Origin of the sequence: Pseudomonas sp. G5(2012), from assembly GCF_000408945.1 — a bacterium.
GTDB classification, from domain to species: domain Bacteria; phylum Pseudomonadota; class Gammaproteobacteria; order Pseudomonadales; family Pseudomonadaceae; genus Aquipseudomonas; species Aquipseudomonas umsongensis.
The window spans coordinates 68789-81955 of record NZ_APIO01000051.1 but is presented as its reverse complement, the minus strand read 5'-3'; the positions used below and the strand labels follow the sequence as shown (position 1 = coordinate 81955).

The 13167-nt window shown below is 60.3% G+C and carries 12 protein-coding genes and 1 tRNA gene; 10 read left to right on the top strand and 3 right to left on the bottom strand.

Annotation, left to right across the window (positions count from 1 at the left end):
- The first annotated feature begins 99 nt into the window (after positions 1-99).
- From uca to PG5_RS17185, 9 genes are all read left to right on the top strand, one after another.
- Complete coding sequence (uca, locus tag PG5_RS17220) at positions 100-3735, top strand: urea carboxylase (RefSeq protein ID WP_020798406.1); 3636 nt, start codon at positions 100-102, stop codon at positions 3733-3735.
- 24 nt (positions 3736-3759) lie between these two features.
- Positions 3760-5538 (top strand): allophanate hydrolase, encoded by a 1779-nt coding sequence (gene atzF, locus PG5_RS17215; protein ID WP_020798405.1) that lies wholly within the window; start codon positions 3760-3762, stop codon positions 5536-5538.
- Positions 5539-5753: 215 nt separating this feature from the next.
- Entirely contained in the window at positions 5754-7247 is a 1494-nt protein-coding gene (locus tag PG5_RS17210) for a sensor domain-containing diguanylate cyclase (RefSeq protein ID WP_020798404.1), read from the top strand.
- Positions 7234-7452, top strand: coding sequence for a cysteine-rich CWC family protein (locus PG5_RS17205; protein ID WP_020798403.1), 219 nt, complete (start codon positions 7234-7236; stop codon positions 7450-7452). The genes PG5_RS17210 and PG5_RS17205 overlap by 14 nt, the downstream gene beginning before the upstream one ends.
- 34 nt (positions 7453-7486) lie before the next feature.
- Complete coding sequence (locus PG5_RS17200; protein WP_020798402.1) at positions 7487-8179, top strand: pseudouridine synthase; 693 nt, start codon at positions 7487-7489, stop codon at positions 8177-8179.
- 310 nt (positions 8180-8489) lie between these two features.
- Positions 8490-9374, top strand: coding sequence for an alpha/beta fold hydrolase (locus PG5_RS17195; protein WP_020798401.1), 885 nt, complete (start codon positions 8490-8492; stop codon positions 9372-9374).
- 165 nt (positions 9375-9539) lie between these two features.
- Positions 9540-9613 (top strand) — tRNA-Gly (locus tag PG5_RS17190).
- Between the two features lie 454 nt (positions 9614-10067).
- Positions 10068-10247, top strand: a complete 180-nt coding sequence (locus PG5_RS33605; RefSeq protein ID WP_020798400.1) for a type II toxin-antitoxin system HicA family toxin — start codon at positions 10068-10070, stop codon at positions 10245-10247.
- Positions 10248-10282: 35 nt separating this feature from the next.
- Positions 10283-10690 carry a type II toxin-antitoxin system HicB family antitoxin gene (locus PG5_RS17185; protein ID WP_020798399.1) on the top strand — a complete coding sequence of 136 codons (408 nt, stop codon included), beginning with the start codon at positions 10283-10285 and terminating at the stop codon, positions 10688-10690.
- A gap of 156 nt (positions 10691-10846) precedes the next feature.
- Here PG5_RS17185 and tam read toward each other — a convergent pair whose 3' ends face one another.
- The gene (gene tam, locus PG5_RS17180) at positions 10847-11617 is read right to left on the bottom strand and encodes a trans-aconitate 2-methyltransferase (RefSeq protein ID WP_020798398.1); all 771 of its coding nucleotides are present in this window, start codon (positions 11615-11617) and stop codon (positions 10847-10849) included.
- A 258-nt stretch (positions 11618-11875) separates the two neighbouring features.
- Between tam and PG5_RS17175 the strand changes: the two genes are divergently transcribed.
- Positions 11876-12286 carry a low affinity iron permease family protein gene (locus tag PG5_RS17175; RefSeq protein ID WP_020798397.1) on the top strand — a complete coding sequence of 137 codons (411 nt, stop codon included), beginning with the start codon at positions 11876-11878 and terminating at the stop codon, positions 12284-12286.
- Between the two features lie 45 nt (positions 12287-12331).
- Here PG5_RS17175 and PG5_RS17170 read toward each other — a convergent pair whose 3' ends face one another.
- Positions 12332-12835 (bottom strand): DUF4142 domain-containing protein, encoded by a 504-nt coding sequence (locus PG5_RS17170; protein WP_020798396.1) that lies wholly within the window; start codon positions 12833-12835, stop codon positions 12332-12334.
- 74 nt (positions 12836-12909) lie between these two features.
- A complete protein-coding gene (locus PG5_RS34920) occupies positions 12910-13065 on the bottom strand; it encodes a stress protein (RefSeq protein WP_080725380.1) in 156 nt (51 codons plus the stop codon).
- Positions 13066-13167 lie beyond the last annotated feature (102 nt).

The window sequence follows — 13167 nt, the reverse complement described above, 5'->3', positions numbered from 1 at the left end:
GGGGTCAGCGTTGAAGAGAAATGATTTTTCCGTCGGGGACGACCCCGGCGCTCATCGAAAAACTGCGGGACGGCCCGCATCCCCTCCAGGGGTTATGCCATGTTCGAAAAAGTCCTGATTGCCAACCGTGGCGCCATTGCCTGCCGCATCCTGCGCACCTTGCGCGAACTGCAGGTTGCAGGCGTTGCCGTATATTCCGAAGCCGATGCCGCGAGCCTGCACATCCTGCAAGCCGACGAGGCCCACAGCCTTGGTGAAGGCGCAGCCGCCGGCACCTACCTGGCAGTGGAAAAAATCCTCGCCGTCGCCAAGGCCACAGGCGCCACCGCGATCCATCCAGGCTATGGTTTTCTCTCGGAAAACGCTGCGTTCGCTGAAGCCTGCGAGGCCGCCGACATTGCCTTTATCGGCCCGACGCCCGAACAACTGCGCGTATTCGGCCTCAAGCACACCGCCCGCGCCCTGGCCAAACAACACGGCGTGCCGATGCTCGAAGGTACCGAACTGCTCGACAGCCTTGACGCGGCACTGATCGCCGGCGCGCAAGTCGGTTATCCGGTCATGCTCAAGAGCACCGCCGGCGGTGGTGGCATCGGCATGCGCGTGTGCCGCAGCGCGGCCGAATTGAGCGAATCCTTCGAAGCGGTCAAGCGCTTGGGCCAGAACAATTTCAGCGACGCCGGGGTGTTCATCGAGAAGTACATCCAGCGCGCCCGACATCTGGAAGTGCAGGTATTCGGTGACGGCCGTGGCGAGGTGATTGCCCTCGGCGTGCGCGACTGCTCGGTGCAGCGGCGCAACCAGAAAGTCCTCGAAGAAACCCCGGCGCCGAACCTGCCCGAAGGCATGGCCGATGAACTGTGCGCGGCGGCGATCAAACTGGCCAAGGCGGTGAATTACCGCAGCGCCGGCACGGTCGAATTCGTGTTCGACAGCGATGCCCAGCGTTTCTATTTCCTTGAAGTGAACACCCGCTTGCAGGTGGAACACGGCGTCACCGAGCAAGTCTGGGGCGTCGACCTGGTGCGCTGGATGGTGCAACTGGCAGCGGGTGACCTGCCGCCGTTGAGCGCGTTGAGCCAGGGTTTGAAAGCGCAGGGTCATGCGATTCAGGCACGGTTGTATGCGGAAGATCCAGGACGCGACTTTCAACCGAGTCCGGGTTTGCTGACGGCGGTGCATTTTCCACCGGCCAACGGCGTAGAACTGCGCATCGACACCTGGGTCGAAGCCGGCTGTGAGATTCCGCCCTACTTCGATCCGATGATCGCCAAGGTCATCAGTTGGGCCCCGACCCGTGAGCAAGCCGCAGCCGATCTGCATCAGGCCTTGGGCGAAAGCCTGCTCTACGGGGTGCAAACCAACCGGGACTACCTGAGGCAGATCCTGCTCGATGCGCCCTTTGCCAGCGGTCAGCCCTGGACCCGTTGCCTGGAAGCCCTGGCGTATCAGGCCAACACTTTCGAAGTGCTCAGCGCTGGCACCCAGACCAGCGTCCAGGACTATCCCGGTCGCCTCGGCTATTGGGCGGTAGGCGTGCCGCCGTCGGGGCCGATGGACAGTCGTGCGCTGCGCCAGGGTAACCTTCTGCTGGGCAACGATGAAGGCGCCGCAGCGCTGGAAATCACCATGTGCGGGCCCTTGCTGCGCTTCAATTGCGACGCGGTCGTTGCCGTCACGGGCGCGGTGATTGCGCTGACGCTGAACGGCGAAAGCGTGCCGATGAACACGGCAATGTTGGTTCCAGCCGGTGCCACGTTGAGCCTCGGCACGATTGCCGGTGCTGGCGCGCGCAGCTATCTGTGCGTGCGCGGCGGCTTGCAGGTTCCGGATTACCTGGGCAGCAAGAGTACCTTCACCCTCGGCCAGTTTGGCGGGCATGGCGGCCGTGCTCTGCGGGCCGGCGACGTGTTGCATGTGCCAGCCTTGAGTGATCGTAATGTCGGTGCGCGGCTGGCCGACGATCAGCTCGGCGAGTTGCCTGCCGTACGCCAGATACGCGTGATCTACGGCCCCCATGGTGCACCGGAATACTTCACTGAAAACTACATCGGCACCTTCTTCGCGACCCAGTGGGAAGTGCATTTCAACTCCAGCCGCACCGGCGTACGGCTGATCGGGCCGAAGCCGGAATGGGTGCGGGCCGATGGCGGTGAGGCCGGCTTGCATCCGTCGAACATCCACGACAATCCGTACGCGATCGGCGCAGTGGACTTCACTGGCGACATGCCGGTGATCCTCGGCCCGGATGGTCCGAGCCTGGGCGGATTCGTCTGCCCGGTGACGGTGATCGAGGCGGATCTTTGGCAGCTGGGGCAACTCAAGGCTGGGGACAAGGTGCAGTTCCAACCGGTCGACCTCAAGACTGCCCGCAACCTCGCCTTGAAATGGAATACCCCCTGTGGGAGCGAGCCTGCTCGCGAAGGGGCCAGATCAGACACCGCATCAACTTCTTCGCGAGCAGGCTCGCTCCCACAGGGGGCTGTGTCGCCTGTGGTGTTGGATATTGGTCAGGAGGATACGCGGCTAGTTGCGCGGCTGTCGGGGGATACACACCTGCTCCTGGAAATCGGCGCCCCCGAACTCGACCTCGTCCTGCGCTTTCGCGCCCACGCCCTCATGCAAGCCCTGGAAAGCAAACACCTGCACGGCGTGATCGACCTGACCCCGGGCATTCGCTCGCTGCAAGTGCACTACCAACCCGAGCAGTTGCCGCTTGCCGACTTGCTCGGCATCGTTGCCGGCGAATGGGACGCCGTGTGCGCCGCCAAGGACCTGCAGGTCCCCTCGCGCATCGTCCACCTGCCGCTGTCCTGGGACGACCCGGCCTGTCAGCTGGCCATCGAGAAATACATGACCACCGTGCGCAAGGACGCCCCCTGGTGCCCGAGCAACCTGGAGTTCATCCGCCGCATCAACGACCTGCCGAACCTCGATGAGGTGCAGCGCACGGTGTTCGACGCCAGCTACCTGGTGATGGGCCTGGGCGATGTGTACCTCGGCGCACCGGTCGCCACCCCGCTCGATCCGCGCCATCGCCTGGTGACCACCAAATACAACCCGGCCCGCACCTGGACCGCGGAAAACTCGGTGGGCATCGGTGGCGCCTACATGTGCGTGTACGGCATGGAAGGCCCCGGCGGTTATCAGTTCGTCGGGCGTACGCTGCAGATGTGGAATCGCTACCGCGAAGTCGCCGCCTTCGATGGCAAGCCATGGCTGCTGCGCTTCTTCGACCAGATCCGTTTCTACCCGGTCAGCGCCGATGAACTGCTGCGCATTCGCCGGGACTTCCCCCTCGGGCGCTTCCCCCTGGACATCGAGCACAGTCAGCTGAACCTCGCCGATTACCAGGCCTTCCTGGCGCAAGAGGCCCAAGGCATCAACGCGTTTCGCGATCAGCAAAAAGGCGCCTTCAATGCCGAACGCGAACGCTGGATCGCCAGCGGCCAGGCACATTACGACAGCGAGGAATTGGCCCCGGAGGTGACCGAAGACGCGCCTCTGGCCAACGGTCAGCAGAGCATCGACAGCCATATCGCCGGCAACCTCTGGCAGGTTCAGGTGCAGGCTGGCAATCGCGTCGAGGCCGGTGACGTGCTGGTGATCCTGGAGTCGATGAAGATGGAAATCCCGCTGCTCGCGCCGATGGCCGGCGTGGTGCGTGAGATTCGCGTGCAGCCAGGTTCGGCGGTGCGTGCCGGACAACGCGTCGTGGTGCTGGAACTCGACTGAAGCCATTTCGAAAGGACAAATACCATGAACATCAATCTGCAACTCGACGCCCTGCGCAACGCCTACCGCGATGGCAGCACCACGCCCCGGCAACTGCTGCCGGGCCTTCGGGACAAAGCGGCGGCACTGAACCCGGACTATCACCTGTTCATCCACTTGCTCAGCGCCGAAGAACTGGAGCCCTACCTCGCCGCCCTCGACGGCCGCGACATCGACAGCCTGCCGCTGTACGGCGTGCCGTTCGCGATCAAGGACAACATCGACCTGGCGGGCATACCGACCACGGCGGCCTGTCCGGCATTCGCCTACGTACCGCAACGTTCGGCGACCATCGTCGAGCAACTGCTGGCGCTGGGCGCAGTTCCCCTGGGCAAGACCAACCTCGATCAGTTCGCCACCGGCCTCAACGGCACTCGTTCGCCCTATGGCGCATGCTCCAATAGTGTGTTGCCGGAGTATCCGTCGGGTGGTTCCAGCGCCGGTTCTTCACTGGCGGTGGCGCTCGGTGTGGCGAGTTTTTCCCTGGGCACCGACACGGCGGGCTCCGGGCGCGTGCCGGCGGCGTTGAACAATCTGGTCGGGATGAAAGCCACCAAGGGCCTGATTTCCACCGCCGGCGTGGTGCCGGCCTGTCGCACCCTCGATTGCGTGACGACGTTCACCGCAACCGCCCGGGAGGCCAGTCAGTTGCTTGCATTGACCGCCAAACTCGACCCACGGGACGAGTACAGCCGCAGCAATCCGTCGTGGAATGACGGCTCGGCGTTCGGTGCCATGCGTGCCTTCCGTTTCGGCGTGCCCCGGGCGCAAGACCTGGAGTTTTTCGGCTGCGCTGAAGGCCCGTTATTGTTCGCCGACGCCGTCGAGCAACTCAAAGCCATGGGCGGTTACGCCGTGGAGCTCGATCTGTCGCCGTTCCTCGAAGCGGCACGTCTGCTCTACGAAGGCCCTTGGGTAGCCGAGCGCTACAGCGTGGCCGGCGAGCTGATGGAAGAAAATCCGCAAGCCGTGTTGCCGGTGATTCGCGCCGTATTGGCCAAGGCGCCGGCGGTCAACGGCGTGCAAACCTTCCGCGCGCAGTATCGCCTGCAAGCGCTGAAAGCCTTGTGCGACAAAGCACTCGATGGCCTCGATTGCGTAGTCACGCCGACCATTGGCCGCCCGGTCACACTGGCGGAACTCCACGCCGAACCGGTCCAGCGCAATAGCGAACTGGGCTACTACACCAACTTCATGAACCTGCTCGACTACGCCGCCATCGCCGTGCCCAGCGGGTTCATGGACAACGGTTTGCCCTGGGGCGTGACCCTGTTCGGACGGGCGTTCACCGATCAATACCTGTTGAGCCTGGCCGATGGCTTGCAGCGCCAGCAAGGATTGGCGGCACCGGCACCGACGGTTGTTGCGCGCAATGACCGGGCGCGGCTGGTGGTCTGTGGCGCGCACCTGGATGGCCTGGCGTTGAACTGGCAACTCAAGCAGCGCGGTGCGCGCCTGGTGGAAAGCACGTTCAGCTCACCCGACTATCAACTGTATGCCTTGGCCGGTGGCCCGCCGTTTCGTCCGGGCATGGTTCGGGTCAAGGACGGCGGTGTGGCGATTGCCGTGGAAGTCTGGGAACTGCCGAGTAGCGAACTGGGCTCGTTCCTGACCGGCATCCCGGCACCGTTGGGATTGGGTAAGGTGCAACTGGCGGATGGTCGCTGGGAAAGCGGGTTCATCTGTGAGGCCTATGGGTTGGAGGGGGCGGTGGATATCAGCCACCTGGGCGGCTGGAGGGCCTACCTACACCTCCTGACGTGAGATCGTTCCCACGATCTGCGTGGGACTGCAGCCCGGGACGCTCCGCGTCCCCTCCAGAGCCGAACGCGGAGCGTCCGTTGAGGCATTCCCACGCAGAGCGTGGGAACGATCTGTGTCAAAACACAGGAACGACCATTCGCGACGTACATGGAGCAGCTATTTCCCCCGACAGTCCTTAGAATGCTCGCCACCGGATAGCTGACAATGGAACTGCCATGCCGCTTCGCTCGCCGCTGTATTCCCAACGGTCGTTGGTCCTCACGCTGGTCGCGTTGCTGGGTGCAGGCTTCCTGGCCACCTCCTTTCTCAGTTACTACGCCTCGCGCGCGTCGATCCGCGACAACATCGTCAATACCGAACTGCCGCTGACCTCGGACACCGTCTACTCGGAAATCCAGAAAGACCTGGTCAGGCCAATCCTGATTTCCTCAATGATGTCCCGCGACACCTTCATGCGCGACTGGGTGGTCAATGGCGAGCGCGACACCGGCCAGATGACCCGCTACCTCAACGAGGTCATGACCCACTACGGCGCCTACACGGCGTTTTTCGTCTCCGACACCAGCCTGACCTACTACCACGCCAAGGGCGTGCTCAAGCAGGTCAAGACCACCGAACCCCGCGATGCCTGGTACTTTCGTGTCCGTGACATGAAAGACCCCTACGAGATCAACGTCGATCCGGACCTCGCCAACAAAGACAACCTGACCGTCTTCATCAACTACAAGGTCTACGACTATCACAACCGCTTCATCGGCGCCGCGGGTGTCGGGCTGACGGTCGACGCGGTGATCAAGCTGATCGACAAATACCAGCAGCGCTACCAGCGCAGCGTGTACTTCGTCGACACCTTCGGCCGCCTGGTGCTCACCGGGGCCGAGGGCGGACCGCAAGGTGCCCTGGCCGGGCAGACCCTGGCCGAACTCGACAGCATGAAAAACCTGCTCAATCAGTTGCCCAAGCCCCACAGCGGCAGCTACGAATACTCGGGCCAAGGCCAGGGGCATTTCCTCAACGTGCGGTTCATCCCGGAGCTGAACTGGTACCTGTTCGTCGATAAGCGCGAAGACGGCGACCTCAACGACATCCGTCGCTCGTTGTACCTCAACTTGCTGATTTGCCTGGTGGTCACATTGACCGTGCTGGCCCTGCTCAACCGCGTGATCAATCGCTACCAAAGTCAGATCCAGACCCAGGCGACACTCGACAGCCTGACCGAGCTGCCAAACCGTCGCGGCTTCGACCTGCTGGCCGCGCAAGCGATGCAAGAAGCCCAGCGCGAACCCAGGCCGCTGACGGCGTTGCTGCTGGACCTGGACCATTTCAAGGCCTTGAACGACACCTACGGCCACCTGGCCGGCGATCAGGTGCTGATCGGCTTCGCCCGTGACCTGGAAAGCTGCCTGCGCCACTCCGACATCGTCAGTCGCTGGGGCGGCGAGGAATTCATCGTGCTGCTCAAGGACACCGACGCAGAGACGGGTCAAGTGATCGCCGAGAAAATACGCCGGCATGTGGAACACCAGCCCTATGCGTACAATGGCAACCGCTTGCAACTGACCGTCAGCATCGGCCTGACCTCCCTGCAACCCGATGACACCTTGCACACCCTGCTGTCGCGGGCCGATCATGCGATGTATCGGGCCAAACAATCGGGCCGCAACCGAACCTGCGTGGAGCTCCCACACCCTGTCTATGACCAAGCCTGACCTCTGCCCCGCTTGCGGCGCACCCAACGATTGCACCCTGGCCGACCCGCGAACTGCGGACCGGGCGTGCTGGTGCTACGGCGTCAGCATCGATCCGGCGGTGCTCCAGGCGCTGCCTGCAGAGCTGCGCAACGCAGCCTGCCTGTGCCCGCGTTGCGCCGAGGTCGAGGCGCAGTTGCAAGCAACGGCCCGGCCGATCACGTAAGATACGCCGCCCTTTACTCACCGATCTTCAAGTCATGCGCGTCGACCGTTTTCTCAGCAACCTGCCCTGCTTCAACCGAAAGCAGGTGCGCCTGTTGCTGGTGGAAAAACGCGTCAGGATCGACGGCCAGACCGTCAGCGATCCCCACGCCGACGTCCGCGAATTCAGCCGCGTCGAAGTCGACGACGAAGTGCTGCAAGCCGGCAAGGCGCTGCGTCACTTCATGCTGCATAAACCCGCCGGATGCGTCAGCGCCACTCGCGACCCCCAACACCGCACCGTACTGGACCTGATCGCGGAGCCAGACAAGGATGACCTGCACATCGCCGGCCGCCTGGACTTCAACACCACCGGCCTGATGCTGATCACCAATGACGGCAGTTGGTCGCGACGCCTGACCCAGCCACAGACCAAACTGGCGAAGGTCTACTACGTCGAAACCGAGCAGGACATCGGCCCCGAATACGCGGTCAAATTCCGCGAGGGGCTGTATTTCGCCTTCGAAGACCTCACCACCCAACCCGCCGGGCTAGAGCTTCTGGGTCCCAAAAGCGCGCGCCTGAGCATCGTCGAAGGCCGGTATCACCAGGTCAAGCGCATGTTCGGTCACTTCAACAACAAAGTAACGCGCCTGCACCGCGAACGCATGGGCCCGCTGACGCTCGACAACGCGCTGAAACCCGGCGAATACCGCCCTTTGAGCGACCATGAGATCGAATTGATCTAAGCAATCTACCGCTCAGCAGAAGTTGTCGAACAATTTACCAAAGACACTTGCGCGATGACGTGACGCCTGCTTGAATCAGGACGTCGGCCGAAATGTGACCGACGAGTCACGGATTACATCTAAGAAACTTTTTGCCGGTAGGAACCCTTGGGTTCCGGCCTCCCCCGGCAGACTGCCCGCCAATAACAATACCCGTCGACCGGGCTGCACGGATCGACATGGGCTAACAATTTCAAGGCGTATGCCTACCTGTCACAAAGCTCGTGCAATCTCATTTGCGCGCATACCCGCTTGCCAGGAGTCTTATGACATGAGGCCAGAAATCGCTGTGTTGGATATACAGGGTCAGTATCGGGTTTACACGGAGTTCTATCGCGCAGACGCCGCAGAAAAGACCATTATTCTGGTCAACGGCTCGCTTGCCACGACTGCGTCGTTTGCACAAACCGTGAAAAACCTCCACCCGCAGTTCAATGTCGTCTGCTACGACCAGCCCTACGCGGGCAAATCCAAAGCCCACAACCTGCATGAGAAATTGCTGACCAAGGAAGTCGAAGGGCAGATCCTCCTGGAACTGATCGACCACTTCGCCGCCGAGCACGTGCTGTCGTTTTCCTGGGGTGGCGCCGCGACGCTGGTCGCATTGGCCCAACAACCTCGGCGCATCGAAAAAGCCGTGATCAGCTCGTTCTCCCCGGAGATCAATGCGCACATGCTCGATTACCTCGAGCGCGGAGTCGACTACCTCGGTAGCCGCGATGGCGACCGGGTCGGCAACCTGGTCAACAGCACCATCGGCAAACACTTGCCGACGCTGTTCAAGCGCTTCAACTACCGCCACGTCAGCAGCCTGGCCGATCACGAATACGGGCAAATGCATTTCCACATCAACGACTTGCTGCACAGCGATCGCCAGTGCTTCTTCAAGGCGGCGCAGAAAATCAACGTACCGGTGCTGTTCATGAACGGCGAATGGGACGAATACACCGCCGCCGAGGGCGCACGGTTGTTCGCCGACCACGTGCAACACGCCACCTTCACGACCCTGGATGCAACTGGCCATTTTCTCGACATGGAGCACAAAGCCGCCTGCCGAGACAGCCGCAATGCACTGCTGGGGTTCTTGAAGCCAGCACAGCACGAAAGCCGACCGCGTTTCCACCACGTTCAGGACCGCCATGCATTGTCCCTGTGAAGTAGCGTCATCGCGAGCAAGCCCCACCCTTCCCTGTAGGAGCGAGGCTTGCCCGCGAATGACCGTCTCACGGTCTGTGGACGTCATTCACCCGAGCTAAAGCCATCAAACGCAAAGAAAAACTTCATTTCCACGCGCACATCTGGTACAAAGTCACCGCTCTGAGCGGGTGTCGTATAATGGCATTACTCCAGCTTCCCAAGCTGATAACGAGGGTTCGATTCCCTTCACCCGCTCCAATCGAATTTTTGTCTCACGTTGTTTTTTGACGGGGGATGCAGATATAGAAAAAAACCGGCCTTCAGGGCCGGTTTTTTTGTGTCTGGAATTTGATGAGATTCCAGCTTGTCATTTCCGCTGGTCGCCACTGCAGTGCTCCCAACCGCTCTGCTTACATTAGCGTTTTCGCATAGGATCGACGTTCCGTTGGCGTTTTTTCTTGCCTCAGTAAAGAATTTCGTTAAAGCAAGTCGGTTTCAAGACCTTCCAGAGAGCAAAGGAGCATCTGCTGGAAAGACTAAAGGAAAACCTTCGCAATACATCCATTCGGGTTGTCCAAGGCTTTTTCGCATCGCCCTCCTAGACTCGATTCCTATCGCTGCCCCACCGAGCCAGGAAGACTTTGGTGGTTATAGTGTTGATTAAAAAAATTCAGTGGGTATAGTAACCACAAGCACACCACAGGGAGGTGATGTGAATAGCCGATTTTTGATTAGCCAACTCGTTGCGGACGGCTGGTATCTGGTACGTGTAAGAGGCAGCCACCATCACTTCAAGCATCCGACCAAACCGGGGCTGGTGACCGTCCCTCACCCGAAGAAAGATCTTCTCAAGAAAACGGCCATTAGTATTTTGCAACAGGCGTTGCTCTGATTAATGCTGCGCTGAGTCCTCGGAGGACAATGACAATGCTTTACCCGATTGCGATTTCAATGGGAGATGAGGAGCACGCCTGGGGCGTTGAAGTCCCTGACATTCCCGGCTGTTTTTCCGCCGGGGAAGATCTGGATGATGCGATGGCGATGGCCCGAGAAGCCATTGAAGGCCATTTCGAGATTCTGGCCGAAGGCGGTTCACCCATTCCTCCTGCGAACAAAGTGACATTGCACGCAGCCAACCCCAAGTACACGGGGTGCGCATGGGCACTAGTGGACATCGACGTTACCAAGTATCTAGGCAAGGCCCAGAAGCTGAACATCACGCTGCCTGGTTACCTGCTCAACCGTATTGATGAGTATGTGCTGCACCACCCGGAAGAGAAAAGCCGTTCGGGCTTCCTGGCCTCGGCAGCACTCAAGGTGTTGCAACAACGTTGATAAGCTGATTGCAGCGATCTATCAACCGGCCCGCGCGGCCGGTTTTTTCGTCAACGAATGGGGCCCCTCAGATGCCGAGGTCGTCGCGCAACCGGCACTGACCCAAAAGCGGGATCGCCTGATGATGTTTGTCAGTGTTCAGCGCTGATTGATAAATCAGCGCGTCGCCACCAGAAACAATCGCGGGAATGGCAGCAGCACCGAACCATCGGCCAATGCCGGATAGGCTTGTGCAATTGCAGCCTGATACTGCTGCAGAAACTGCGTGCGTTCGGTCTCATCCAGCGGTTCGAGGAAGGGCCGCAGTCCGCTGCCCTTGAACCACTCCACCACCCCCGACGCGCCGCCCGCCAACGGATGATGGTACGTGGTGCGCCAGACATCGACGCGGGTGCAACAGGCTTTCAGCATCGAGTAATAAGCGCTGGCATCGGCCATTTCCGTGCGTTGTCCGGCGACTTCAGCAAGTTTGCCTGCCCAGGGACCTTCCGCCGCGACTTCGCGCATCAAGCGGTGTGAGGGTTGATTGAGGTTGTCGGGCATCTGGATTGCCAGGCTGCCACCAGGTGCGAGCTTGCTCACCAGCGCCGGCAGCAACGTTGCGTGATCGGGCACCCACTGCAGTACCGCGTTGGCAAAAATCACATCGAATGGGCCAGTGTCATTCCAGGTGTCGATGTCAGCGACATCGAAGCGCACCTGTGGCAGGCGCTTGCGCGCGGCCTCGATCATGTCGGTCGAACTGTCCAGCCCCCGCACTGTGGCATCAGCGAAGCGCTCCACCAGCAACTCGGTCGAGTTACCGGGACCGCAACCGATGTCGATGGCCGAGCGCACTGCACCGGAGGGGATGGCGGCCAGCAGGTCGCGGGCGGGACGGGTCCGTTCATCTTCGAAAGTGACGTATTGTTTGGCGGACCAACTCATTGCGTTCTCCTGTCGGTGCATTTGTTTTTTCGGCACGGGCAAAAATTTCAATCGTAACCATACATCGCCAGCAACCCAATGCGAGCCTTTCAATGGGCAAAACTTCAAGATCAAAAGATCGCAGCCTGCGGCAGCTCCTACATCGGATCAACCCGTAGGAGCTGCCGCAGGCTGCGATCTTTTGATCTGAAATAAGCCGAATTTTCACCCCGCCGCCACTGTCTGAAATTCAGGCGCCCACTTATAAGGAAAACGGCCATGAAATTCGCAAAAATCGCACAGAAACTTGCTTTGTGGACCGGCAGCCCTTCGACATTCCTCGGGGCGATCATCCTGATTTTGCTGTGGGGATTCAGTGGGCCGATCTTCGGTTTCAACGATACATGGCAGTTGGTCATCAACACCTCGACTACCATCATCACCTTCCTGATGGTGTTCCTGATCCAGAACACGCAGAACCGCGACACGGACATTCTGCACCTGAAGGTCGATGAGTTGCTGCGAGTGACGAAAGAAGCACAGAACGCGATGCTCGGGCTCGAGGCCCTGGACCTCAAGGAACTGGAAGCACTGAGAAAGCACTACCGCAGCCTTGGCGAAGGCCAGACCATTTCCATTGATGGCACCGTGGTCCAGGAGAAAGGCAAGCAGGATCTGAATAAATGCTGATCGACAGTGCGTGGGTGACCGCAAGTCACCCACGCACGCGAAGCGTTAGCGACTGGCTTGCAAGGCCCTGGCCATTTGCAGGTGATTCTGCAGCTTTGGCAGGGTCTCTTCTGCGAACGCCTTGATTTGCGGCACGTCAGTGGTCTGGGCCGTTTGCTCCAGCTGCTCGATGGCTTCCTGGGTGGTCTTGACCTGACTGGCCGCGTAGGCCTGGTCGAAGGTCTCGCCTTCCATGACCTGCGGCATCAGCGCCTTGGCTTTTTCCATCACTTCTTCACGCGGTGCCACCGGCAGATCCAGTTGCTTGGCGATTTTCGCCAGGTGCTGGTTGGCGGTCGTGCGATCGTTGATCACGACGATGGTGTAGTCCTTGACCTCCTTGGATTCGGACTTCTGGTGCGCCAGTCGGCTGGCTTCGATGTCAGCGATGCCTTTGGCCGACGCATCGTTGATGAATTCGGTGGGCGTCTGGGCGAAGGCACTGTTGGCACACAGGCCCAGTAACGCGGCTAGACCGCAGTTGCGTAATCGGGTGGCCATAGGGTTCATGGTCGCGCCCTCCTCAGTAAAAATTCAAACGGGAGCTTTCGCTCCCGCTTCTCAATCAGAACCACCTGCATCCATTACTTGGATTTCTGGCCGGGTTTGCGGCCCATCTCGGACTTCGTGGAGTCTTTATCAACAGTCGTGGTCGTGGTTTTCCCACCTTTACGACCGGCTTCAGACGTCTTCGTTCGATCGTTGGCGTGTCCCGAGCTCGAGTTTCTTGAGTTAGGCATGATTCTCTACCTCTTGATGATGATCTCGGCGAGCCATTGCCCGCATAGAATCTGAATTTCCATCCATCAAAAGGTTTAGAAAAGCTGGAATCGCCACGACGA

What these genes read in the sequence shown, in the direction of transcription:
- uca (WP_020798406.1), top strand. Translation starts at nt 100, where the DNA reads ATGTTCGAAAAAGTCCTGATTGCCAACCGTGGCGCCATTGCCTGCCGC.
- atzF (WP_020798405.1), top strand. Translation starts at nt 3,760, where the DNA reads ATGAACATCAATCTGCAACTCGACGCCCTGCGCAACGCCTACCGCGAT.
- PG5_RS17210 (WP_020798404.1), top strand. Translation starts at nt 5,754, where the DNA reads ATGCCGCTTCGCTCGCCGCTGTATTCCCAACGGTCGTTGGTCCTCACG.
- PG5_RS17205 (WP_020798403.1), top strand. Translation starts at nt 7,234, where the DNA reads ATGACCAAGCCTGACCTCTGCCCCGCTTGCGGCGCACCCAACGATTGC.
- PG5_RS17200 (WP_020798402.1), top strand. Translation starts at nt 7,487, where the DNA reads ATGCGCGTCGACCGTTTTCTCAGCAACCTGCCCTGCTTCAACCGAAAG.
- PG5_RS17195 (WP_020798401.1), top strand. Translation starts at nt 8,490, where the DNA reads ATGAGGCCAGAAATCGCTGTGTTGGATATACAGGGTCAGTATCGGGTT.
- PG5_RS17185 (WP_020798399.1), top strand. Translation starts at nt 10,283, where the DNA reads ATGCTTTACCCGATTGCGATTTCAATGGGAGATGAGGAGCACGCCTGG.
- tam (WP_020798398.1), bottom strand. Translation starts at nt 11,617, where the DNA reads ATGAGTTGGTCCGCCAAACAATACGTCACTTTCGAAGATGAACGGACC.
- PG5_RS17175 (WP_020798397.1), top strand. Translation starts at nt 11,876, where the DNA reads ATGAAATTCGCAAAAATCGCACAGAAACTTGCTTTGTGGACCGGCAGC.
- PG5_RS17170 (WP_020798396.1), bottom strand. Translation starts at nt 12,835, where the DNA reads ATGAACCCTATGGCCACCCGATTACGCAACTGCGGTCTAGCCGCGTTA.
- PG5_RS34920 (WP_080725380.1), bottom strand. Translation starts at nt 13,065, where the DNA reads ATGCCTAACTCAAGAAACTCGAGCTCGGGACACGCCAACGATCGAACG.